The 20,660-nt window shown below is 69.3% G+C and carries 26 protein-coding genes and 1 pseudogene; 11 read left to right on the forward strand and 16 right to left on the reverse strand.

Annotated features, from left to right (window positions below; translation table 11 throughout):
- The 9 genes from Mam01_RS33255 to Mam01_RS33285 all read right to left on the reverse strand — a co-directional run.
- On the reverse strand, window positions 1-534 hold a 534-nt coding region (locus Mam01_RS33255; RefSeq protein WP_204289136.1), incomplete at its 3' end, for a hypothetical protein.
- Window positions 531-656: a hypothetical protein gene (locus tag Mam01_RS37475; protein WP_275409123.1), complete on the reverse strand. Its 126-nt coding sequence runs from the start codon at window positions 654-656 to the stop codon at window positions 531-533. The genes Mam01_RS37475 and Mam01_RS33255, both read right to left, overlap by 4 nt.
- A complete protein-coding gene (locus tag Mam01_RS33260; protein WP_204289137.1) occupies window positions 656-841 on the reverse strand; it encodes a hypothetical protein in 186 nt (61 codons plus the stop codon). The genes Mam01_RS37475 and Mam01_RS33260 overlap by 1 nt, the downstream gene beginning before the upstream one ends.
- Window positions 842-859: 18 nt before the next feature.
- Window positions 860-1,858 (reverse strand): hypothetical protein, encoded by a 999-nt coding sequence (locus tag Mam01_RS33265; protein ID WP_204289138.1) that lies wholly within the window; start codon window positions 1,856-1,858, stop codon window positions 860-862.
- Complete coding sequence (locus Mam01_RS33270; RefSeq protein WP_204289139.1) at window positions 1,858-2,253, reverse strand: RRQRL motif-containing zinc-binding protein; 396 nt, start codon at window positions 2,251-2,253, stop codon at window positions 1,858-1,860. Before Mam01_RS33270 ends, Mam01_RS33265 begins: the two co-directional genes overlap by 1 nt.
- Window positions 2,250-2,405, reverse strand: a complete 156-nt coding sequence (locus tag Mam01_RS33275) for a DUF4177 domain-containing protein (protein ID WP_204289140.1) — start codon at window positions 2,403-2,405, stop codon at window positions 2,250-2,252. The genes Mam01_RS33270 and Mam01_RS33275 overlap by 4 nt, the downstream gene beginning before the upstream one ends.
- Before the next feature lie 185 nt (window positions 2,406-2,590).
- Entirely contained in the window at window positions 2,591-2,968 is a 378-nt protein-coding gene (locus Mam01_RS33280; RefSeq protein ID WP_239101819.1) for an NUDIX domain-containing protein, read from the reverse strand.
- Window positions 2,890-3,276 (reverse strand): hypothetical protein, encoded by a 387-nt coding sequence (locus Mam01_RS37095; RefSeq protein WP_239101822.1) that lies wholly within the window; start codon window positions 3,274-3,276, stop codon window positions 2,890-2,892. The genes Mam01_RS33280 and Mam01_RS37095 overlap by 79 nt, the downstream gene beginning before the upstream one ends.
- Window positions 3,276-3,608 (reverse strand): WhiB family transcriptional regulator, encoded by a 333-nt coding sequence (locus tag Mam01_RS33285; protein WP_204289141.1) that lies wholly within the window; start codon window positions 3,606-3,608, stop codon window positions 3,276-3,278. The genes Mam01_RS37095 and Mam01_RS33285 overlap by 1 nt, the downstream gene beginning before the upstream one ends.
- A 275-nt stretch (window positions 3,609-3,883) precedes the next feature.
- Between Mam01_RS33285 and Mam01_RS33290 the strand changes: the two genes are divergently transcribed.
- The 4 genes from Mam01_RS33290 (at window position 3,884) to Mam01_RS33305 (ending at window position 7,274) form a co-directional block, all read left to right on the forward strand.
- Window positions 3,884-4,648: a GntR family transcriptional regulator gene (locus tag Mam01_RS33290; RefSeq protein WP_204289142.1), complete on the forward strand. Its 765-nt coding sequence runs from the start codon at window positions 3,884-3,886 to the stop codon at window positions 4,646-4,648.
- 15 nt (window positions 4,649-4,663) lie between these two features.
- Window positions 4,664-5,323, forward strand: a complete 660-nt coding sequence (locus tag Mam01_RS33295; protein ID WP_204289143.1) for a YdcF family protein — start codon at window positions 4,664-4,666, stop codon at window positions 5,321-5,323.
- A gap of 654 nt (window positions 5,324-5,977) precedes the next feature.
- The gene (locus Mam01_RS33300) at window positions 5,978-6,652 is read left to right on the forward strand and encodes a hypothetical protein (protein WP_204289144.1); all 675 of its coding nucleotides are present in this window, start codon (window positions 5,978-5,980) and stop codon (window positions 6,650-6,652) included.
- Between the two features lie 133 nt (window positions 6,653-6,785).
- Entirely contained in the window at window positions 6,786-7,274 is a 489-nt protein-coding gene (locus Mam01_RS33305) for a hypothetical protein (RefSeq protein WP_204289145.1), read from the forward strand.
- 450 nt (window positions 7,275-7,724) lie between these two features.
- Here Mam01_RS33305 and Mam01_RS33310 read toward each other — a convergent pair whose 3' ends face one another.
- The gene (locus Mam01_RS33310; RefSeq protein WP_204289146.1) at window positions 7,725-7,994 is read right to left on the reverse strand and encodes a hypothetical protein; all 270 of its coding nucleotides are present in this window, start codon (window positions 7,992-7,994) and stop codon (window positions 7,725-7,727) included.
- A gap of 240 nt (window positions 7,995-8,234) precedes the next feature.
- On the opposite strand from Mam01_RS33310, the gene Mam01_RS33315 reads away from it, so the two are divergent.
- Window positions 8,235-9,287, forward strand: a complete 1,053-nt coding sequence (locus Mam01_RS33315; protein ID WP_204289147.1) for a serine hydrolase domain-containing protein — start codon at window positions 8,235-8,237, stop codon at window positions 9,285-9,287.
- Between the two features lie 15 nt (window positions 9,288-9,302).
- Here the strand turns inward: Mam01_RS33315 and Mam01_RS33320 are convergent, their stop codons facing one another.
- On the reverse strand, window positions 9,303-9,761 hold the full coding sequence (locus tag Mam01_RS33320) for an iron chaperone (RefSeq protein WP_204289148.1): 459 nt from the start codon (window positions 9,759-9,761) through the stop codon (window positions 9,303-9,305).
- A gap of 56 nt (window positions 9,762-9,817) precedes the next feature.
- Entirely contained in the window at window positions 9,818-10,273 is a 456-nt protein-coding gene (locus tag Mam01_RS33325) for a carboxymuconolactone decarboxylase family protein (protein WP_239101813.1), read from the reverse strand.
- A gap of 164 nt (window positions 10,274-10,437) precedes the next feature.
- Between Mam01_RS33325 and Mam01_RS33330 the strand changes: the two genes are divergently transcribed.
- The 5 genes from Mam01_RS33330 (at window position 10,438) to Mam01_RS33350 (ending at window position 16,268) form a co-directional block, all read left to right on the forward strand.
- Window positions 10,438-12,684 carry an ATP-binding protein gene (locus Mam01_RS33330; RefSeq protein WP_204289149.1) on the forward strand — a complete coding sequence of 749 codons (2,247 nt, stop codon included), beginning with the start codon at window positions 10,438-10,440 and terminating at the stop codon, window positions 12,682-12,684.
- Window positions 12,685-12,985: 301 nt separating this feature from the next.
- Window positions 12,986-14,539, forward strand: coding sequence for a DUF11 domain-containing protein (locus Mam01_RS33335; RefSeq protein ID WP_204289150.1), 1,554 nt, complete (start codon window positions 12,986-12,988; stop codon window positions 14,537-14,539).
- 71 nt (window positions 14,540-14,610) lie between these two features.
- Window positions 14,611-14,994 carry a nuclear transport factor 2 family protein gene (locus tag Mam01_RS33340; RefSeq protein ID WP_239101814.1) on the forward strand — a complete coding sequence of 128 codons (384 nt, stop codon included), beginning with the start codon at window positions 14,611-14,613 and terminating at the stop codon, window positions 14,992-14,994.
- Window positions 14,995-15,105: 111 nt separating this feature from the next.
- Complete coding sequence (locus Mam01_RS33345) at window positions 15,106-15,633, forward strand: sigma-70 family RNA polymerase sigma factor (RefSeq protein ID WP_204289151.1); 528 nt, start codon at window positions 15,106-15,108, stop codon at window positions 15,631-15,633.
- Complete coding sequence (locus Mam01_RS33350; RefSeq protein ID WP_204289152.1) at window positions 15,630-16,268, forward strand: permease-like cell division protein FtsX; 639 nt, start codon at window positions 15,630-15,632, stop codon at window positions 16,266-16,268. The genes Mam01_RS33345 and Mam01_RS33350 overlap by 4 nt, the downstream gene beginning before the upstream one ends.
- Before the next feature lie 98 nt (window positions 16,269-16,366).
- Here the strand turns inward: Mam01_RS33350 and Mam01_RS33355 are convergent, their stop codons facing one another.
- Both Mam01_RS33355 and Mam01_RS33360 read right to left on the reverse strand, forming a co-directional pair.
- Complete coding sequence (locus Mam01_RS33355; RefSeq protein ID WP_204289153.1) at window positions 16,367-17,512, reverse strand: hypothetical protein; 1,146 nt, start codon at window positions 17,510-17,512, stop codon at window positions 16,367-16,369.
- A 248-nt stretch (window positions 17,513-17,760) separates the two neighbouring features.
- Entirely contained in the window at window positions 17,761-18,417 is a 657-nt protein-coding gene (locus Mam01_RS33360) for a class I SAM-dependent methyltransferase (protein ID WP_204289154.1), read from the reverse strand.
- A gap of 397 nt (window positions 18,418-18,814) precedes the next feature.
- Between Mam01_RS33360 and Mam01_RS33365 the strand changes: the two genes are divergently transcribed.
- A complete protein-coding gene (locus Mam01_RS33365) occupies window positions 18,815-19,549 on the forward strand; it encodes a GNAT family N-acetyltransferase (protein WP_204289155.1) in 735 nt (244 codons plus the stop codon).
- 32 nt (window positions 19,550-19,581) lie between these two features.
- Here Mam01_RS33365 and Mam01_RS37885 read toward each other — a convergent pair.
- A pseudogene (locus tag Mam01_RS37885) lies at window positions 19,582-19,701 on the reverse strand (IS701 family transposase); the annotation flags it as partial.
- 13 nt (window positions 19,702-19,714) lie between these two features.
- Window positions 19,715-20,638: a helix-turn-helix transcriptional regulator gene (locus Mam01_RS33370; RefSeq protein ID WP_373868740.1), complete on the reverse strand. Its 924-nt coding sequence runs from the start codon at window positions 20,636-20,638 to the stop codon at window positions 19,715-19,717.
- Between the last annotated feature and the right edge of the window lie 22 nt (window positions 20,639-20,660).

A 20,660-nucleotide genomic window follows, 5' to 3' on the forward strand; every position in this document is an offset into this window, starting at 1 on the left:
GGGGTCGTTGTCGGTGGCGGCCTGCTGGAGCAGCGTGTACTGCTCGTTGACCCACCACCACCGGACCTGACGGCCAGCCAGGCGGAACAGGCCAATCATGGCCCACACCAGGGTCTGGGCGGCGTACCAGGGGGCGCGGATGGCGTGGAAGGCGGCCACGTGCGCCGACCGGCCCAGCGTGTCGCGGGCGGTGGCCGACAGGTTCCCCGGCTGCAAGCCGGGCGGGAGGATCGGGCGCCGTCCCTCCACCGGCACCGGAGCCGGGGCGACCGATGCCGGCAGGTCCACCGGGACCGGCGCCGTGTCGGCGGGCGGGGCATCGTCCAGCTCGATCTCGTAGGAGGTGTCCCGGGCGGCGCTCCGCCGGGCGACCGGCGTGGCCTGCTCGGGCGTCTCGGCGGGCTGGTCGGTGCTGGCCTGGCGGGCGCGGCGGCGCTCGTCCAGCGGGACGACCTGCCCGCCCGGCGTCTCCCCGGGCTGGTCGGGGGTGGTGTCGGGGTGGTTGTCGTCGGGCTCGAAGGGGTGGTGCGTCATGATGAGGTCACCTCGTGCGTCACGTAGCGGGCGGGGTGGCAGGGCGCGGCCGGAGTCTTGGCGGATGAGGTCGCGCCCTGCGTCGTGTTCGGGAAGCCGGGGCAGGTCGGGCGGGTGGCCATCAGCCCACCTCGGTGTCCTGCTCGATGTGCTGGCCGATGCGGGGTTCGCAGCAGGTCCGGCGGTGCTCGGACATGGCCGCGTGGATCTGGGCGATGGTGCGCCGGCGGGTGAAGACCATACGCAGGTAGATGGACAGCGGGACGGCCAGACACGCGAGGCTGACGATGAGGGCGAAGGTGAACATGGCGGGTGGCTCCTTGGCCTAGTTGGTGGCGGGAGGGTTGAGGGCGTCACGGACGGCGCGGGCGTCGTCCATGCCGCAGCGCAGGACGCGCCGCAAGCGGTAGGCGCTGGGGTCGGACGGAAGCTCTCCGGTCGCCATCAGCGTCCGCGCCCGCTCGATCAGAGCCGTCACGTCCGGGCCGGTCTCCCTTACCGGATCATCGGCGTTTGCGCCGTACGTAAGGCCGGTAAGCCGCCCGCTGGCGGTGTGGTCGAGGGCGGCGAACGCGGCCAGGATGATCGGCAGGGCGGTCACGACGGCCACCGCGACGACCGGCCCCAGGATGTGCAGCACCAGCCGGGACAGGGAGAAGGACTCTCCCTGCGGCAGCGCCCACGGCAGGTGCGGCCAGGCGTTCATGCCGAGCGTCAGCCCCAGGAACAGGTACTCGATCCGGACGAGCTTCGGGTGGTTGAGCGGCGTGCCGCGCGTTCCGAGGTAGGCGCGGGCGCCGACGACGACCAGCAGGGCCAACGACATGAACGGCTCGACCAGCCAGGCGAACACCCAGGCGGGCGACCACGGCTCGGCACCGTCAGCTGCAAACGACTGCACGCCCGCGGTTGACCAGGCGAGCGCGAGCGTGAGCGAGACCAGGGCGGCGCTCACCAGCGCGCGGCGCATCCGGGCGGCCTGCCAGGCGCGCATGGCCGGGTCCTGGTCGAGCTCGTGCAGACGGGCGGCCTCGTGCGCGGCCTTGCGCCGCTTGCGGACCCTGGTCGAGTCGAGCAACAGGGGGGCGTCGTCGTCCTGCAGACCGGCCAACAGGTGCGCCTCGGCCACCTCGGCGCGAAGCTGGCGAACCCGGCGGGTCTCCCCCGCCACGCCGTCCACGTCCTGCCCGCTCACCGCGCGGCCGGGGTGCGGGACGGGGGCGGTCGGGGCCGTCCGCATTAGGTGCTGCTCGATCTCGGCCAGTCCCCGGGAGACCTCTTCGGGGCTCGGCTCGGGGTTGGGGTTAGGGGTGGTGGGGCTCATCAGGCCACCTCTTTCAGGTCAGTAGGGGTCTCCGCGCAGTCCAGGCAGGTGCCCAGGTGGCGGGGCAGGACGTAACCGGCGTCCCTACGGCACTCGGGGCAGGTCCGGCGGGCGGCGTTGGCCTTGGCCAGCGCGTCAAGCTGGGCGGGGGTGGCGGTCCGCTTGGGCAGGGCGAAGCGGACGTCGTAGAGGTAGGCGGCGCGGACCCCGGGGGCGCCGTGCCGGCGGGACGCCCAGAGGATCTGGGCTTGGACGCCCTGCCCGCCGGGCCGGAGTCCGGCGGCGGTGAGCTGGCGGCGGGTCAGCAGGTGCGCGGGGGCCATCCGCCAGGGCCAGGTCGGGATGCCGTACCGCTTGCCGGAGGGGTCCCAGAAGCGGGCGCGGATGCGGCTCACCGGTCCCCTCCGGCGGGGCGCTTGAAGTACAGGACAGTGAACATGCGGTCGGAGTTGTAGACGGTCGAGACCAGCTCCCAGCCGTCCGCACCGAGCGCGTTGAGGTCGGCCTCGCTGAGGCGGGCGCGGGTGCAGTACTCCCAACGGGTCATGGGTCGCTCTCCTCAGAGTCAGTCGGACGAGACGCGGAAGCGGGTACGGCAGGCCCGGCAGCCCGGGCGGCAGGTCGCCCCGTGCAGGGGGCAGAGCTGGAGGCGACGGCCGGTCGAGGTGCCGCAGCGGCGGCAGCCGATGACGCTGGCGGAGCGCTGGCCGCACTCAGAGCAGCGGAAGCGCCTCATCGGGTCACCTCCGGCAGGCCCGATCCGAGCAGTTCGGCCAGCATCGGCCGGTGAGCGGCGAAGACATGCCCCCCGTAGGCCATCGCCAGGGCGGCCACCGCAGCGGGGTAGCTGCCGGCCGCCACCCACGCGGCCCGGCGGGCGTCGTCGGCGCCGACCGGAACCGGGAAGTCTCTGCGCCTCATGACGTGCAGGTCGGCTCTGGCCGGTACGGTCACCATCCACGCCTCGTCACTGGCGCGGGGGTCGGGCACGTACCGGGCCGGAAGGACCTGCCAGGACGCCCCGGTGAGCGTCAGGCCGGTCTCTTCCTCCAGTTCGCGGACCGCTGCTGCCGCCGGGTCCTCTCCGGGCTCGACGAAGCCGCCCGGCAGCGCCCACCCGTGCCCGTCGCCGCGCTCGCCATGACCAGCCAGCGGAAGCCGTATTCGTCGGTGGCGGTCACCACCGCGTCCGCGGCCACCTGCTCGCCCCAGTGCCCAAGCTCGTTGCGGCCGTAGCGAATGCCCGTGGGGGCGTAGGGGTTGACCGGGCGGCCGTCGACCACGCGGAACGGGATGGCCGCCCGTGCCTGACGGGCCGCCCAGTCGATCTCCCGGGGGTCGGTGCACGGGTCGGCCCACCCCTCTTCGACGCCCTTACCGAACACGTCCGGATGCGTGTAGGTCCTCTGCGAGGTCATCAGGCCACCTCTCCCAGGACGGGCGGCAGTTCCAGGCGCAGCAGATGAGCCGCGTTGATCTCCTCGGCGGCGTAGCCACCCCAGACGCCCGTACGCGGACGGGCCGTCAGGGCGTAGTTGAGGCAGGCCGGCCGCGCCGGGCAGGTCCGGCAGATGGCCTTGGCGGCGGCCTCTCGGACCTGCCGCGCCTCGTCGGGCTCGTCGTCGGTGTCAGGGCCGGTGAACAGGTCGGCGTCAGCCGCCTCACAGGCCGGTCCGGCGTCGAGAACCGTGGCCAACAGCGCCACCGGCTCCTCACCGCCGAACAGAGCGGTCAGAGCGTCGGCCGTCATCGGGCCACGCTCCGGCAGGTCTGGGACCCGTAGGTCATGATGAGAACACCTCTCTTGAGGGGCGCCGGGGTGCGGTTCCTGTTTGGCGACTGGCCGCACTCCGGCTGTTTCAGTTGGCCGCCTTCCAGGTCCTTCGACAGGCGGCCCGTTAGGGCTAGCTCTATTAGCTCCTAGGCGAGGAGCGATGTCAATAGAGCTGGTTGTATTTCTCGCTCCGGCGTTGCAGGATCGATAGCGCTACCCTTATTGGGTGGGTTTGGAGTGGAGGGGATCACATGGCTGTCGGCTACCGTGAGCTGGCCGAAGTCCTTCGCGAGGGCATCCAACGGGGTGACTATCCGGCGGGGGAGACCTTGCCGAAGCAGGAGGAGATCGCCGAGCAGTACGGCGTCAACATCAAGACCGTTCGCCAGGCCGTCCGGCTGCTGGAAGCCGAAGGGCTCGTCACACCCGTACGACGGAGGGGGACTGTCGTCCGGGAGCGTCCCCCGATGAAGCGCTTGGGCATCGAGCGGTACGCCAAGAGCAAGTGGAAGTTCGGCCTCGTCGCGTTCGCTGCCGATCGTGAGGCATCCGGGCGCGCTTGGAGCCCGACTGACCAGACGCAGACGGTCCGGTTGGTCGACGCGGACGCCGAAGTGGCCGAAGCGTTCGGCCTCTCTGAGGGCTCACAGGTCTACGAGCGAGCACGGCTCGTTAAAGAGGGCGACTCACCGACGCATACCCTGACGAGCTACTACCGGCCCGATGATGTGCAGGGGACGCCACTCGTAGACCCAACGCCCGGTCCCGCTGGCCGCGGGGGAGGCTTCGCAGTCCTGACCCTTCAGGGCTTGGAGCCGGACACCATGACGGAGACGGTTCACGCGCGCATGCCGACGCCGGACGAGACGGAGACCCTTCAACTGCCTGCCGGCGAACCGGTCATGGTTCTTCAACGGCGCACCTTCACACGAGACGGCCAGTTGGTCGAATTCGCTCGGGGCGTCCACGCTGCGTCCCGCTTCGCGTGGTCCTACACGTTCAAGATTCCGGACTGAGGAGAGGAAGGGGTCATGACCGCCACTGCTCTTGTGCCCGACGCCCTCCGGGCCGACGTCGAGACCTTGTGGGACTACCACAACATGCACCACGTCGTTCGTCCCTCAGACATCGGCATCGGCCTTGGAAGTCATGACCTCGGTGTGGCAACATACGCCGCTGATCTCTACCAGCAGGGGATGTTCCCGCTCATCGTGTTCACGGGCGCCAACGCCCCCACGACGGTAAGCCGGTTTCCCCGTGGCGAGGCGGTCCATTACAAGGAACATGCCGTCGAACTGGGCGTCCCTGCCGATGACATCCTGGTCGAGCCTCGCGCGACCAACACGGGGGAGAACTTCACGTGTACCCGCGCCCTTCTGGAGCAGCACGGGATCGCTGTTAAGTCGGCGGTTCTCATCTCACGGCCCTACCAGCAGCGACGTGCCTACGCGACGTGCAAGAGGTTGTGGCCTGAGATTGAGGTCAGGTGCGCGTCGCTTCCCCTCTCCCTTGACGACTACGTGGCGAGCATCGGAGATGTAGACCGCGTGATCAACATGCTGGTCGGTGACACTCAGCGGATCACGGAGTACGCCCAGAAGGGGTTCGCTGTCGAGCAGCCATACCCGGATGAGGTCGATGCCGCCTTCCAACGGCTGGTAGCTGCCGGTTTCACAAGCCGCTTGGTCTAAGAGGCGGAAGAACCCCAGGTCTGCACGGAACCCGTGACGAGACAGACGAGTGCGCTCAACGACACGGGTAGCTGAATTAGTGCCTGCCCTATGAGTGTCCCCCGTGTCTCCGGTGTCCCCGAACCCCGGCTGAGCTGCGAAAACGTCGAGGACCAAGGGGGGCAGTCGAGGGACAGTGGCCCGTATCGTGTCCCCTCGGCCTCTTTCATTTCCCCTGGACACGCGGGAAGAGCAGCGGGATACGATGCTGGTAGTGGTGCTGGATTGAACTCGACTCCCGCATTGATGATCGCTGTATCGCTGATCTGCATACTTCTCCCCCACGTCTCGTACATCCGGAAGCAGGACCAGAAGCGAGACAAGAAGGGGAAGGTGGTGCGTGATGAGCGTACGAAGGACCTTCGGGTCTCGATCGCAGGCCGGACGGCGGCGCCCCTTATGACGATGCTGTACACATCCCTTCTGGGATGGTTTTACGTCAATGGGGAGGCGGGTTGAGCCCAGCAACACCTGGCTATCGGCTGCCCCTCCGGATAGTCGTACGATCCCTGCGCGTAGCGCGCCCCGAAAAGCGGCTGAGAACATTTGGGGATTTCGGCTTGGGCGTCCGGATGAGACATAGACGTTGTGGACCATGTCGGTGACACTACGTTCATGGGCGACTCGATCCGCAGGGCAGACACGGCAGGCTACCTACCGCAGTTTCGCCCGTTAGCTGGCGAACCCAACCCGTTTGCCGAATTACCGAGAGGCGCAGGTCCGGGATCGTACGAAGCTGAACTTCCCCTGAACGGATTTTCCTCTGAAAAGGAACTCGCAGACCGTGTCCTGGAACGCCTGGAACCGTGGTTCTGGGTTGATCAGGAAGTCTCCGGCACTCACTGCACAGGCGTCAGACTCCGGATCGACGCGATGATTTGGCCTCGCGACTTCTCGCAGTGGAAGGCCCCTGATGTGGCCTTCGGTATCGAGTTCAAGGCCGTCAGGACCGGCCGCACCCTCTACGATCCTGGCCTAAATGCGTACACCCGATGGGTTGCTCAGGCGGCCGACTACACCCATACGAATTGGGACGGCTATGGGCGTCGTCTCATACTGTGCTGCCCTGGGGTGGTGTCAGCCCTGAAGGGTTATGCCGGCACTCGTGACGCCAGGGGTGACTTGCTCGTGGCCAAGCGGCTCATGGGCCAGCTTGGAGTTGGCGAACTTGTTCTCCGATGGGGACAAGGGCTGACCATTCTGTTCAACGGAGAACGGGTGTGGTCTGAGCGGGGCGGTGTGAGCAAGGGCAAGTACTGGAGCCTGAGAGCCCGGTCGGGATCACGATGACGGCCATCATGATCAACCGAAAAGTGTTACAGCAGCCTTCACACAGGACAAATAGGACGCTGTCTCCACATCTGGAGCTTTGTCCATAGATGTCAGATGTGGAACGGTCCTGAAACCGCTACAGTCTCGTCTCATGGCAGATGCAGGTCTATGGCTGGGGCTCCTGCTCAGCATCCCACTTAGTATTCTCGCAAACATCTTCACTCCTGCATTTCAACGCTACATAGCAAAGCGGAGCGAGCGAGCCGCAGTGAAGAGAATAGCTCGCGATCGGAAATTTAAGGCCAAAATAGACAATTACAAGAAAGATCCCAATGCATATCAGGCCTACATCCACGAAAACATTCTCGGCACAGTTGTGAACTGTGCATTTGCGATATTATTTGCAACCTTCTTTGGTGTGGTCTCTGTTTTGGTCGTATTAGACAAGGCCGCGAAAGATCCTTCCCTGAAGTGGGTGGCAGCTGGTACGGGGTTGATCTCGGTAATAAGCATGCTTGAGGTAATTCTGACTGCTCGATCAGGACGACAAGTTGCTCGACTTATGAACAGGCCGTCGTCGGCCGAGACGGCGTCTCCTCTGGATCAGGAAGGGGACGCTGACAGTCGGCGCGGTGAGTGATTGGCTGAAACACGGTTCGGCGCTTCTCGCTCAGTTCACCTTCGTACGGCCCAGTTCGCGGACGTACGTAGCGGGTCCGGCTCCCTGGTCAAGGCAGGTTTCGTACGGCTGCAGACGAAGATCCCGCAGACTTGGAAAGCGGGTGGGGACAGCCTTGCGACGCTGTGGGCAACCCTGGCAGCTCTCATGTGACCGCGTGACTTACTGCGTGACGACCGGAGCGCACGACGGCGGACCCTGGCGGACATCACCGCACCGCCCAGGCACGCCCATCGGACGCCGAGCAACGTCAAACGAGGGTTCGAGTTTCCTCGTAATGAAGGGGTCAAGGGTTCGATTCCCTTAGGCGGCTCCAGCTCAGAGGCCCTCCCGGACCACCGGGAGGGCCTCTCGCGTTTCATACGGCAGCTCGGCGGCAACCGTCACCGGTTACCTCTACCTCGATGCGGTCTACGAGACGTACAGCATCCAGAGGGGCGGCCTCGCATAGATGCTGCTCGGACGGCAGACAGCGGACTTCCCGGCAGCGGTGTATTCGGCAGCCGCACGCAGGCATGCGTCCGACGTCGAGTAGATGCCGTACAGCTGGGGCGTGTTGCTGGCCGTCGCGGCGGAGGTCTGCGTCGTGGCCGCCTGTGCCGCGGCGGGGAATGCGAGGGCGGCGAGGACAAGACCAACCCCGGCTGCCGTGCGGCGGAATGAGTTCGTGTTGAAATTCATGGATCGAACGGTAGAAGTGGTCCCCCTTCCCGGTCGTCAAAGCGGTCCTTGATTCCATGTCCCCCTCTGGGGTGATTCTCCGCGGTCGGGACATCCTCCTCCTGGGAGACGTCGCCCTCAGCCGATGGCCGCCCCCGAGGGCTTTTGCGTGTGTATCTGCGTGGGGGACGTGCATTGCCGATCTGTCGTGACCGAATCCCGATTGCCTCCGGCTGACCTCCGCTCCTAGGGTGAGTGGCCGTGGTCAGCGGAACGGTGGAATCGGGTTTCGAACAGGTACGGGACGTTTTCGCCGATGTGCTGAAGCGGCAGGCCGGAGGAGCGGGGGCAGCGGTCGCCGCCCAGCTGGACGGCCGATGGATCGTCGACCTGTGGGGAGGACCCGGCTGGTCACGCGACAGCATCGTCATGCCGTACTCCGTGACCAAACCGTTCGCGGCGGTCTGTGCGTTGCTCCTCGTGGATCGGGGCGTGCTGGAGTTGGACGCCCCGATGCAGCGCTACTGGCCCGAGTTCACGGCGCCGGCGACCGTACGACATGTCCTGTCGCACCAGGCCGGCGTGGTGGCACTGGACAAACCGGTGCCCACCGAGACCTTCTACGACTGGGAACGGCTGTGCGCGCTTCTCGCCGCGCAGGAGCCGTCGTGGGAGCCGGGCACCGCGCACGGCGAGTCGGCGTTGTTCTACGGGCACCTGGTCGGTGAACTGGTCCGGCGCACCGACGGGCGGACGCTCGGCCGCTTTCTCGCCGAAGAGGTCTGCGGCCCACACGAGCTGGACTTTCACATCGGCCTCGGCCCCGCCGAACAGGCACGGGCGATCGAGCTGACCGGCTTGACCCCAGCCTTCCGGGCCGCCGCGCTGGACGGCAAACCCGGCCTCTACCACCGGGCGATCGGCAATCCGCTCGGTGCCCAGGACCCGGCTGTGGTCAACTCCGCCACTTGGCGGGCCGCCGAGATCCCCGCTGTCAACGGCCACGGCACCGCCCGCGCGGCCGCCGGGTTCTACTCCGCGTTGCCGCGGCTGCTGTCAGCCGACCTGCTCGCCGAGGCCACCACCGCCCAGTGCTCGGGGATGGACGCGGTTTTCGGGGCACAGGCGAGCTGGGGGCTGGGCTTCGGCGTCGAGGGTGACGACTACGGGATGGGCGGCCTAGGCGGCAACTATGCCGGAGCCGCCGGCTACAGCTTCGCCTTTCTCACTGGCCATGCCGGCGGTTTCGACCGCGCCACCGACCTGGAGAACGCTCTGCGCGCCGTTCTCGGGCTGGGCCCGGTTCCCGACTAGACCGGCGCCCGATCCTCAGCTCAGCGCCTGCCTCAGGAGCGCGCCGATCCTCGCCTCGACGTCGGCGGTGATCTCGGTGAGGGCGTACGAGGCCGGCCACATGGTGCCTTCGTCGAGGGCCGCCTCGTCGCTGAAGCCGAGTGTCGCGTAACGGGCCTTGAACTTCGCCGCGGGCTGGAAGAAGCAGATCATCTTGCCGTCGCGGGCGTACGCGGGCATCCCGTACCACAGCTTCGCCGTGAGGTCGGGCGCGCCGGCCTTGATCAGGGCGTGCAACCGCTCGGCGATCGCCCGGTCGGGCTCCGCCATCTCGGCGATCTTCGCGAGCACCTCGCTCTCCGTGTCGGCCTTGGCGCCCCGCCGAGCGCTCGTCTTCAGCTCCTTGGCGCGCTGCTTCATCGCGTCGCGCTCTTCTACGGTGAAACCGTCGTGCTTCTGGCCCTCGGCGGCGGTGGTCTTCCTGGTGTTCGACATGACGACTTCCTCTTTCTGCGACGTACGGCTTGGGGCGGTGCTGATCGGGAACGGTGTCACCACGTGCCCGCCTGCTGGCGGGTCGGCACGTTGAGCCGGTTGAAGGCGTTGGTGATCGCGATGTTGAGCAGCAGTGCGGCCAGCTCCTTCTGGTCGAAGTGCTTGGCGGCCATGTCCCACACCTGGTCCGGCACCGGGTCTGCCCGGTCGGCGAGCCGGGTCACGGCCTCGGTCAGGGCCAGCGCGGCGCGCTCCTCGTCGCTGAACCACGGAGTCTCCCGCCACGCGGCGACGGCGTGCACCTGGTCTGCGGTCACCCCGTGCCGCTGGGCCTGGTGGACGCCCCCGGCCACGCACGGAGCGCAGCCGTTGATCTGGCTGGCCCGCAGGTGGCTCAGCGCCAGCAGCTTGCCGTCCGCTCCGGCACCCGCGATGGCCTTGTTGACCGCCATCAGGGCCTCCATCGCCTCGGGGATCAAAGCCGCCGGGTTCGGCATGCGCTCGGTCGACATCGCTTCTCCTTCGTCGTGGGTGTTTCCGACAGGTGCTATCCGACCATCGGCGTGCCGGGGCCCGCCTGGTCCGTGGGACACCGTGGGACAGGCATAACCCGGTTGAGCTGCGCGAACGCATTGCCGATCCGTCCGCGTGGGCCGGGACGGGTACGGTGTTGCACGTGTCCAGCCCCCAGGAGCGACTGGTGGCTCAGCTCTCCCGGATCAAGGAGCTGAGCGGGCTCAGCCTGCGCGCGCTTGCCCGCCAGACGAATCTGAGCAGCTCGTCGTTGTCGCGATATCTGACCGGCCGGCTCGTGCCGCCATGGGAGGCCGTCGTGGCGCTGTGCCGGGCCGTGGGACGCGATCCCCGGCCACTGCGCGCGCTGTGGGCCGAGGCGACCGAAGCAGGCGCGGCGCCCGCCCGACGCCGCAACGACCTGCCGGCCGACCTGTTCGACTTCACCGGCAGAGAAGCGGAGTCCGCGCTGGTCGAAGAGCTGCTACGCACCACTGGCGCGGCCGCGATCGACGGCATGGCGGGCGTGGGCAAGACCAGCCTGGCCGTGCATGTGGCCCATCGGCTCGTCCCCGCGTATCCGGACGGCGGGCTCTATCTCGACCTGCAGGGCTTCACCCCGGGTCAGGAACCGCTGGCGCCGCACGCCGCGCTGGGCCGGCTACTGGGCGCGTTGGACGTCACGCATCCCCCGGCCGGCACCGCCGATCGCGCGGCGCTCTGGCGGTCGGAGCTGTCCCGCAGGCGGATTCTCGTCGTGCTCGACAACGCGGTCGACGCGGAGCAGGTGCGTCCGCTGCTCCCCGGCGCGGGGAAGTCCGCGGTCCTGGTCACCAGCCGACACCGGCTGGTCAGCCTGGACGGAGTGCCGCCGGTTTCCCTGGAGCCGCTGACCGACGACGACGCGGTGCACCTGTTCGGCCGGGCGGCCGGGCTATCGCTCACCGAAGAGGAAGCGGTCGACCAGGTGCTGCGGCAGTGCGGCGGGCTCCCGCTGGCGCTACGGATGGCGGGCGCGCGGCTTCGCCACCGCCCGGGCTGGACGGTGGCCGTGCTGGCCGAGCGGCTGCGCGCCACTCCCGGCCGCTTCGACTCGGCGTTCGGAATGTCGCTGCAGCAGCTCGACGCGGTCCAGCGCCGCATGTTCCGGCTGCTGGGCGTGCTGCCGGGCGCCGACTTCGACGCGGCGGTGGCGGGCGCGCTCACCGGCATGCCGCCCGACCGGGCCGACGCCGCGCTGGAGGAGCTGGTCGACGCCCACCTGGTCCAGGAGCCCTCGCCCGGGCGCTACCGGATGCACGATCTGATCCGGCAGTACGCGGCAGCCATCGCCGCCGACGAGGAGCCGCGGGCCGAAGCCGGCCTGCGCCGGGTCCTGGCGCATTATCTGGCGCAGGCCGTCGCCAACGATCGAGCCCTGCCCTCGCCGCACCGCAAGGAACCCTCGCCGGGAGATCCCGCGAGGGCCATGGCCTGGTTCGACCTCGAGTACGTCAACCTGGTGGCCTGCTTCGACGCCGCCGTACGCCTCGGCATGGACGAGGTGGTGGCCGAGCTGCCGCAGGCCATGCGGGTCTGGTTCTTCCGGCACCGCGGAACCGATGACCAGGCACGCATGCTCGAAGCCGCCGCGACGGCCGCGGCGCGTCTCGGCCGCGACCGGCAGCGGGCTTCGCTGCTCGCGGACCTCGGCTACGTCCGTGCCACCGCCGGCCGCATCACCGAGGCGCTCTCCGCCTATGAACTGGCCGAGCAGTCGGGGCCGGACGACGACATCGCGGCCGCCCTGGCGCTGCGTATCGGCATGGTGCGCCGGGATCTCGGCGACCTCGACGCGGCACAGGCGCACTTCCGGCGGGCACGCGAGCTGTTCGAGAGGATAGGGCGCCACGCGGGGCAGTCCCAGGCGCTGGCCTTCGACGGATGGGTGACACTTCACCTCGGGCGGCGCGGCGAAGCCGTCGAACTCGCCCGGGCATCCGTCGCCCTGGCGGAAGGGCCCGCACGGATCACCGGGCTGGTCACCCTCGGTCTCGCGCTGGCAGCGGACGACCCGGCGGAGTCGCTGCGAACGCTGCATGACGCGTTGCGGCTGTCCGAGCAGCACAATCTTCGGCACAACCAGGCGTGGTGCCACAACTGTCTCGGTGTCGCGCTGCGGATCACGGGTTCACCCGAGAAGGCGCTCGAACACCACCGGCGGGCCTTCGAGCTGCTGGAACCGCTGGCCGAGGTACAGCTGGAGATCGATGTCCTGCACGCCTACGCCGAGACGTGCCGCGCGGCGGGCCGCTGTGATGAGGCGCTGGCGCTGCTCGGCCGGACCATCGAGCTCGCGCGTGAGCTGGGCCGGCCGTTCGACGAGAAGCTCGCCCGCTCGGCGCGTGAGACCGTGCGCGCCGCCCGCTGAGCCACCTCCACCTCCACCGTCTGTACGCTTCGCCTGATCATTACCCGGAGACCGGAGAAGTCCGCGCGGCGATGACGAAGCGGATCCGCGGGAGCAGTTCTCGGTCCGGTTCTGGCCGCGGGGGGCCTCGACCTAGATCCAGATCTCCCCTGAACAGGGTCGGCAGAAAACAAGATCCGGCCAACTGTTGGCACGGCCGCACGTGTCAGCCCACCTCACCCGCGCTCTCCGGGTGAGTCTCTCGCTCGGTGCCAGCGCCGGTCGTACGGCCTGGTGAGTTACCGCCGACGAGAGGATCCCCATGATGAGGCACATCCGCAGGATGTGTTACCCCGTCGCCGCCCTGGTGGCGGCGGCGGTCCCCCTGACGCTGTCCGGAGCGGTCCCGGCCGACGCCGCGGCCGCCCGTGCCGAGGCCGGGGCCGCGGCGGCGCAGCGGGCCGCGGCGCCGAACCCCGCGTCGTGTCCCGAGCAGGTGGCGCTGGTCAACGGCGGGTTCGAGAAGCCCGTCGTCGCCGGGACGTGGGCTCCGTTCCCCGACGCCTCGCAGAACAACCCGAACGCGGTGCCGGGCTGGCGGACGACCGCCACCGATCACATGATCGAGATCTGGAGCCCCCGGATGAACGTTCCGGCGGTCGAGGGCGCGCAGTTCGCGGAGCTGAACGCCAACCAGGTCTCGACCCTCTATCAGGACCGTCCGACGACCCCGGGCCAGAAGCTGTACTGGCGGCTGTCCCACCGCGGGCGTCTCGGCACCGACCAGATGGCGCTGGACATCGGCGCTCCCTCGGGCCCCGCCCAGCAGGGGACCATGTCCGACGGCACCGGGAAATGGGGCGCCTACCACGGCAGCTACACCGTGCCCCCCGGGCAGACGACCACCAGGTTCGCCTTCCGTTCCATTTCCGCCGCCGGAGGCAACGCGTCGGTCGGCAACTTCCTCGACGACGTCTTCTTCGGCACCCCGCCGTGCGTCGTCGTCACCAAGTCCGCGAGCCCGCAGGGGCCGGTGAACGTCGGTGCAGAGATCACCTACCGGCTGACCGCCGTCAACAAGGGCGGCGACGTCGCGCAGAACGTCCGGCTCACCGACAAGGTCCCGGCCGGGACCACCTACGTGCCCGGCTCGCTCCGCGTAGTGGGCGGCCCGGGCAGCGGCGCCATGACCGACCAGGCCGGCGACGACCGGGCCGAGTTCGACGCCGCCACCGGTGCTGTCTCGTTCAGGCTGGGAGACGGCGCCACGGGCACGGCAGGGGGCCGGCTGGCCAACGACACCACGCTGCCGGACGGCACCACCGTGGAGTTCCGGGTCAAGGTCGGCCGGTCGGTCGCGGGCAGGCAGGTCGTCAACAGCGGCGCGGTCGCCTACGAGAACCGGCTCGGCCCCGAGCCCGAGACGCTCACCTCCATCAGCGGTGACGCTGTCACCGAGGTCAACCCGGCCGTCGACCTGAGCGTGGTCAAGTCCGCGGACAAGACCGAGGTCACCGTGGGCGAGACCGTCATCTACCGCGTCACGGTCGCCAACGCCGGGCCCAACGACGCCACCGGCGTCGCCGTCAAGGACGTCCTGCCGGCCAACCTCGCCTTCCTGTCGTCCACGCGGTCGACCGGCACGTACGCCGGTGGAACGTGGACCGTGGGAACGCTGGCCAGCGGCGCGACGGCCACGCTGGTCGTCCGGGCGAAGGCCACCGCTGTCGGGGAGACAATCAACACCGCCACTGTCGGCGGCAAGGAGCTCGACCTCGACCCGGCCAACGACAGCGACGCGGTGAAGGTCTGCGTGCAGCGCGAGCCGTTCTGCCCCTACTGCACACCCGGGAGCAAGCCGGACACCGGGAAGTGATCCGCTGAAACCGGAAGCCTTCGGGACTACCGTTGTGCCGTCGAAGACACGCCACGACGGAGAGGACCGACATGGCAGGCACTCTTCTGGACGAGCTGTACGAGGCCGAGCGGCGGTTGCAGAACGCCCAGCTCAACGGTGACGTGGAGGAGCTCGACCGGCTGCTCGACGAGCGGCTCGTCTTCACCGGGCCTCCCGACGGGCGGCTGTACCCGGAGGCCAAGGAGCTCGACCTGCACAACCACCGCTCGCGCACCCAGGTCATGAAGAAGGTCGTCCAGGAGGACCTCACCGTCCTCGTCTCGGGGACGACCGGGGTGACCTGCTTCCTCGGCACGCTGGAGGGTGAGTTCGCGGGCGTGCCGTTCGGCGGCCGGTTGCGCTACACGCGCACCTGGGTGCACACCGACGAGCACGGCTGGCGCATCCTGGCGGCCCACGCCAGCGAGGCGTGACGCGAGGTTCCGAAGGCGCGAGGCCCTTCCGGATCATCCGGAGGGGCCTTCGCACGTACCGGGCCGGAAACACGCGAGCAGCGGATCGGCGGGGATGCGCGTTCACACTGCATGGATCGTGAATCCCTACGGCTGACGGCGCTCGCGCCGCCCGCGCCGCCTCCCGAGACCGATCTGGCGGGGCTGTACCGCGAGCACCGGGTCGGCCTGGTGCGGCTCGCGGTGCTGCTCGTCGGCGACCTGGAGACGGCGGAGGACGTGGTGCAGGACGTCTTCGCCCGGCTGCAGGGCCGGCGGCGGCCCCTGGCCCTGACACTCGCCTATCTGCGGACCTGTGTGCTCAACGGGGCGCGGTCGGTGCTGCGCCGCCGTGCGGTCATGCTGCGCCGTACGCAGCGGAGCTCCGACCTGGCCGACTCGGCGGAGACCGCCGCACTCCTCGGGGAGTCGCGCAGAGAGGTGCTGCTGGCGCTGGCGCGGCTGCCCCGACGGCAGCGGGAGGTGCTCGTCCTGCGCTACTACCTCGACCTGGCCGAGTCTGAGATCGCCCAGATCATGCGCATCGGGCCGAGCACCGTCAGGTCCACCACCGCCCGGGCCCTGGCCAGGCTCCTTCGCGAACTGGGAGAGGACGCATGAGCACCATCGAGGATCGGCTCCGGGACGCCATGGCGGCCCGCGCGCGTACGGTGCCGGACGACGGCCTCGACCACCTGCGGCCGGCGCCGCGCGCCGCACGGCGGAGGGGGGCTGGGACCGCGGCCGTGGCGGCGGCGGTCGCGGTCGCCGCGACGGCGTTCACCGTGGTACGGCTCGCGCACCCGTCCCCGGCGCCCTCCACGAGCGGTGTGGGCGTCACATCGGCGTCGCCCACGTTGCAGGTCTCGATCTACCTCTGCGGTGACACCTCCCCCTACCGCGGCTGCCGGAAGGGCGCCGCCACCGAGAGGGAAAAGGAACGCGTCAGGCAGGTGATGGCGGCCCGTCCCGACGTGGCAGGGGTTGAGTTCGAGGACCGGCGGAAGGCGTTCGAGAACTTCCGCAGAAGCGAGACGAACCCCAGGCTGCTGAAGGTGGTCACGGTCGAGGACATGCCGGAGTCCTTTCGGGTGCGGCTCACTCCCGGCGCCGACCACGCGGCCGTGGCGCGGGCGGCGAGCCGGCTGCCCGGCGTGTCCAATGTCATCGACGAGGCGTGCATAAGAGACGGCTTCGCCCGGTTGGGTTCCGGCGACGGGGTTGTCGATGGATGCGACTTCAACGGCGGTGGCTGACAGGCGAGTCCGCACGGACAGGTGGAAGGGCACGGGCGGCAGTGGCCCGTGCCCTTCGTTCGCCCGGCCGGTGACGCGCCGGGCTCATCTCTCACTCACTAGCAGTCGTCGCTGGACGAGCTGGAGCCGAGCGACGGCCGGTAGGCGATCTGCCGGCTCTCGGTGACGTAGCGCGTCTCCGCGATCGGGCGCTGGAAGGTCTCCATGCGCGTGTAGCTGACCGGACGGCTCTCGCTGACCATGTGCGTGGTGGTCACCGGGTGACTCTCCGGCACCATCCGGGTGTAGCTGACCGGACGGCTCTCGGTGACGAACCGCGTCTCGGTGATCGGCCGCTGGAAGCTGACCTGCCTGGTCACCGGGCGGCTCTCGGTGACGTACCGCGTCTCGGTGATCGGGCGCTGGTAGGTCTGCTGCTCGGTTATCGCCTTCTTCTCGGTGACGTAGTGCACGACCGGCCGCTGGTAGCTGACGTACCGGGTGACCGGGCGGCTCTCGGTGACGAACCGCGTCTGCTTGATCGGCCGCTGGTAGGACACGTACTGCGTGACCGGGCGGCTCTCGGTGACGAACCGCGTCTGCTTGATCGGTCGCTGGAAGCTGACCTGGCGCGTCTCCGTGACCGGGCGCATCCGGGTGACCATGTGCGTCTCGGACACCGGACGCTGGAAGGTGACCTGCCGCGTGTAGGTGACCGGACGGCTCTCCGTCACCATCCGCATCTGGGTGACCGGCCGCTGGTAGGTGATCGTCCGGTAGCTGAGCGGACGGCTGTAGGAGGCCTCGCGCATCGAGGAACTCCTGAGCGACGGACTGCTGAGGGACGACTCACTCAGCGAGGACTCCTGCAGTGAGGACTCCCTCAGCGAGGACCGGAGCGAGGGCCGCGAGTAGAGGGCGAGATTGCTCGCCTCGCCGGACTCGGCTTCCTCGGCTTCCTCGGACTCCTCGGACTCCTCGCTCGGACCGCTTGAACTGCTCGATCCGCTTTCCAGGGCGCTTTCACTCTCCCGCCCGTACCCGCTCTCTTCGTACGCGCGTGCGCTCTGCTGCGCCGCCTCCTCCGACTCCTCGCCGACGGTGCCCGGCTCCTCGGCCCGCGGCACGCTCAGCGCGGCGGCGGCCAGGTGGCCGGACGGGTGGATGGACGGGTGGACGGTGGAGGCCGATGCGATGGCCGGCCAGAGCGATACCGCGGTAAGGACTGCCGGACCCAGCAGTAATGAGAATCGAGTGCCGTGCATAGAGATACTCCTCTCCGATCAGCGATCGGGTTGCATCTCAATCCTTGGCACCCCAGCCAGAGCCCGTCCAGGCGAATTGACCCCTCCCGCGCCGTTCCCGGCGGAATTCCGTAGGACCTGATGGGCATCCGTGCCATTGAACCGAGGGATGACCGGCCCGCGTTTTGCCCCACCCTGCCTGAGACGATGCGTTCGGCGTTTCCGGCACTATTACGCTTTCGGTGTTGCGAGTTTTCCCACCCCACCTGTCAGCGGTGGGCGATGACGGCGTAGCGCTCGTCGTGGATCGGTTTGCCCCACAGCACGGGATCGGTCAGCGGCTCCGCCCGCACGCTCGCGGCGTACGGCCGGAGCGCGTCCAGGAGCGGCCCGGCGCTCACTCCGCCGAGCCACGGCAGCGCGTGGGCTCCGGCGACGTACGGCGGGCCGTCGTCGGAGGTCTGCCAGTTGCCCTCGATCAGGATCAGCCGCCCGTGCGGGCGCAGCAGGCCCATCCAGGTACGGAGCGCGCGTTCCGGTGCGGGCAGGGTCCACATCAGATGCCGGGCCAGGATCACGTCGAAGGAGGCGCCGGCGGCGGCGGGAGGGGCGCTCGCGTCCCCGATGAGGACGGTCACCGCGAAGCCCGCCGAGGCGAGCTTGCGACGGGCCGCCTCGGCCATCCTCGGCGAGAGGTCGAGCCCCACGGGCCGGTGTCCCTGCTCGGCCAGCAGCAGCGTCAGCGAGCCGGTGCCGCAGCCCAGATCGAGGACGTCGGACGGGGGCCGCGGCATCCAGGAGCGCAGCCGGCCCGCCCAGGCGGCGCGGACCCGGAGGTCTCGAAGCCCGTGATCGGCTTCGTCGTCGAAGGTGTCCGCCGCCGCGTCCCAGTACGAGGAGATCGACTCGAAATCCGGTTCAGCCATGAGCGCATCGTGGCACCCGCCACCGACAATTCCCATCGGACGGCCGGTGCTCCCGGAACACGCCAGGACCCCGGCAGGAGGATCTCCTGCCGGGGTCCCGCACGTGTGGTGCCGGTGCCGGGTCGCCTCTCGGCGAAAGGCACAACGCGGCTCCAGCCGAACGGTAGTCCGCGAAGGCAAATTAGGTGAGGCCCGGGGACACCTGCACACCGGCCACGCTTCATCAAACCACGAGCCGGGGCAGGTTGTTCCCGGCCGCGCCGTCTTTTTCCCGGACGTTCTCCCGGACGTTCTCCCGGACGTTCTCCCGGACGTGCTCCGGCGGGACGCGGAGGAAGAGGGCCTGCTCCGGAAAAAAGGGTTGCCGACCAGGGGATGCTGCGCGACCCTCTGCTCCGTGCGACGAGTGACTCTGGCCGGGCCGGACGGTTCCCCGGCGATCAGCTACACCGAGGGCGAGAGGTACGGCCTGCCGTGCGCCGACCAGGTGGAGGTGCTGAGCCCGGACGCGGCCGGCGTCATCCTGGAGAAGCTGTCCGGATGGGCCGTGGCGGGGCCGCCCGATCTCGGCCGGGAACTGCTCGCACACGGCGCCCGCCTGAGGCGGCACGCCCACCAGATGACCTGCGACCTGCGTACGGCGCCGCCGGCGGACGCGGCCGCGCCCGAGGGCTTCCGGTTCGTCCCCTGTGACCGCGCACCGGAGGACGTGTTCCCGGCCTGGCGCGCGGCGTATCCGCCGGGCCACGTGGACCACCGGCCGCGGGACGGGGCCACCGCGCTGCGCGAGGAGCTCGCCCCGCTGCTGGCGGGGGAGATCCTCGGCGAGCTCCTGCCCTGCAGCGTCCTGGCTGTGGACGAGGGCGACACGGTGGCCGGAGGGGTCCTGGTCAACCGCTTCGGCGACCTGGCCTGGGTGACCGAGGTGTTCCGGCACCCCGGCCGTACGCCGTCCGGCCTCGGCGCCCGGATGCTGGCCGCGGTCCGCGAGAGGGCGTACGCCACGGGATGGGACCGGCTGGGCCTGGCCGTGACCGAGGGGAACCCGGCCAGGCGCGTGTACGAGCGGCTGGGCTTCACCCTGGTCGACAGCTCGATGACCGTCGTGATCCCCGGCGTCGCGGCGACGTGACGAAGCACCCCGCCGGATCGTCAGGCGCGCAGGCGGTCGTTCATGCAGGTCACCGTCGCCCGGGAGCTCGCGTGCATGACCACGAGTTCGAGCAGCTCCTCCAGCCGCCGTTCCGTGAGGTTCGTGAGCCAGACCCGGCTCTGCCCGGCGATGTCGCAAACAAATTCAGAGGGCCGGGCGCGGATGGTTCGGCGCGTTGAGCCGGGCGCCTTCCGGCTCCGGCGTTTCGAATTCCGGGGTGGAAAGGCTGAGGAGGCGCAACGCGGCCTCGGAGGGCGAGCCCGTTTCGGCGCTGTAGGCGATGATGCGCTGCCCGGAGCTGCCGGGAATGAGCAGGTTCTCGAAGAACAGCTCCATGTCGCCGACGACCGGGTGATGGAAACACTTGGTCCCGGAGGTGCACGTCCGCACCGGATGCCGGGCCCAGCGGGTGGCGAACTCCTCGCTCCGCATGACGAGCAGGCCGATGAGCTCGGCCAGCCTGCGATCGTCGGGGTGGTAGCCGGCGACCAGGCGCAGGGAGGCGATGGCGAGCGTGGCCTCTTCCGCCCAGTTCCGGTAGAGCTCCCGGAAGTGCCCGTCGAGGAAGAGCAGCCGGGTGAGGTTGGGCCGGGCCGCCGGGTCGCCGGGTGCGTGCGGGTCGAGGTGACCGGCGATCAGGGCGTGTCCCAGCCGGTTCCAGGCCAGGATGTCGTTCCTGCGGTCCAGCACCAGCGCGGGCACCTCCGCCATCGACTCCAGCAGCCGCCGTGCGGAACGGCTCGCGTGCTCGGGACGGTGCGCGGCCGGTCGTACGGACGCCGAAGGCCGGGCGAGGCTCTTGAGATAGGCCGTCTCGTCCTCGTCCAGCCGCAGGGCGCGGGCCAGCGCGTCGAGCACCGCGTCGGAGGCGCCCTCCGAACGGCCCTGCTCCAGCCGCGTGTAGTGGGTGACGCTCATGCCGGCGAGCATCGCGAGTTCCTCACGGCGCAGCCCCGCCACCCGGCGGCGCGTGCCGTACATCTTCAGTCCGAGTTCCTCGGGGTGCAGCCCGGCTCGCCGGCTCTTGAGGAAGTCGCCGAGTTCCTTCGCCCTGTCCACGTCATTCATCATGCGGTCAGGAAAGGCCGTA

The organism is Microbispora amethystogenes (assembly GCF_016863015.1).
Taxonomy (GTDB): Bacteria; Actinomycetota; Actinomycetes; order Streptosporangiales; family Streptosporangiaceae; genus Microbispora; species Microbispora amethystogenes.

Bases quoted from the DNA above. Each gene is read 5' to 3' on its own strand.
- Mam01_RS33345 (WP_204289151.1), top strand. From the start codon at position 15,106: ATGGATCGTGAATCCCTACGGCTGACGGCGCTCGCGCCGCCCGCGCCG.
- Mam01_RS33340 (WP_239101814.1), top strand. From the start codon at position 14,611: ATGGCAGGCACTCTTCTGGACGAGCTGTACGAGGCCGAGCGGCGGTTG.
- Mam01_RS33370 (WP_373868740.1), bottom strand. From the start codon at position 20,638: ATGAATGACGTGGACAGGGCGAAGGAACTCGGCGACTTCCTCAAGAGC.
- Mam01_RS33285 (WP_204289141.1), bottom strand. From the start codon at position 3,608: ATGACGGCCGACGCTCTGACCGCTCTGTTCGGCGGTGAGGAGCCGGTG.
- Mam01_RS33260 (WP_204289137.1), bottom strand. From the start codon at position 841: ATGTTCACCTTCGCCCTCATCGTCAGCCTCGCGTGTCTGGCCGTCCCG.
- Mam01_RS33360 (WP_204289154.1), bottom strand. From the start codon at position 18,417: ATGGCTGAACCGGATTTCGAGTCGATCTCCTCGTACTGGGACGCGGCG.
- Mam01_RS33300 (WP_204289144.1), top strand. From the start codon at position 5,978: ATGGGCGACTCGATCCGCAGGGCAGACACGGCAGGCTACCTACCGCAG.
- Mam01_RS33310 (WP_204289146.1), bottom strand. From the start codon at position 7,994: ATGAATTTCAACACGAACTCATTCCGCCGCACGGCAGCCGGGGTTGGT.
- Mam01_RS33350 (WP_204289152.1), top strand. From the start codon at position 15,630: ATGAGCACCATCGAGGATCGGCTCCGGGACGCCATGGCGGCCCGCGCG.
- Mam01_RS33275 (WP_204289140.1), bottom strand. From the start codon at position 2,405: ATGACCCGTTGGGAGTACTGCACCCGCGCCCGCCTCAGCGAGGCCGAC.
- Mam01_RS33295 (WP_204289143.1), top strand. From the start codon at position 4,664: ATGACCGCCACTGCTCTTGTGCCCGACGCCCTCCGGGCCGACGTCGAG.
- Mam01_RS33305 (WP_204289145.1), top strand. From the start codon at position 6,786: ATGGCAGATGCAGGTCTATGGCTGGGGCTCCTGCTCAGCATCCCACTT.
- Mam01_RS33335 (WP_204289150.1), top strand. From the start codon at position 12,986: ATGATGAGGCACATCCGCAGGATGTGTTACCCCGTCGCCGCCCTGGTG.
- Mam01_RS37475 (WP_275409123.1), bottom strand. From the start codon at position 656: ATGGCCACCCGCCCGACCTGCCCCGGCTTCCCGAACACGACGCAGGGC.
- Mam01_RS33320 (WP_204289148.1), bottom strand. From the start codon at position 9,761: ATGTCGAACACCAGGAAGACCACCGCCGCCGAGGGCCAGAAGCACGAC.
- Mam01_RS33290 (WP_204289142.1), top strand. From the start codon at position 3,884: ATGGCTGTCGGCTACCGTGAGCTGGCCGAAGTCCTTCGCGAGGGCATC.
- Mam01_RS33265 (WP_204289138.1), bottom strand. From the start codon at position 1,858: ATGAGCCCCACCACCCCTAACCCCAACCCCGAGCCGAGCCCCGAAGAG.
- Mam01_RS33325 (WP_239101813.1), bottom strand. From the start codon at position 10,273: ATGTCGACCGAGCGCATGCCGAACCCGGCGGCTTTGATCCCCGAGGCG.
- Mam01_RS33355 (WP_204289153.1), bottom strand. From the start codon at position 17,512: ATGCACGGCACTCGATTCTCATTACTGCTGGGTCCGGCAGTCCTTACC.
- Mam01_RS37095 (WP_239101822.1), bottom strand. From the start codon at position 3,276: ATGACCTCGCAGAGGACCTACACGCATCCGGACGTGTTCGGTAAGGGC.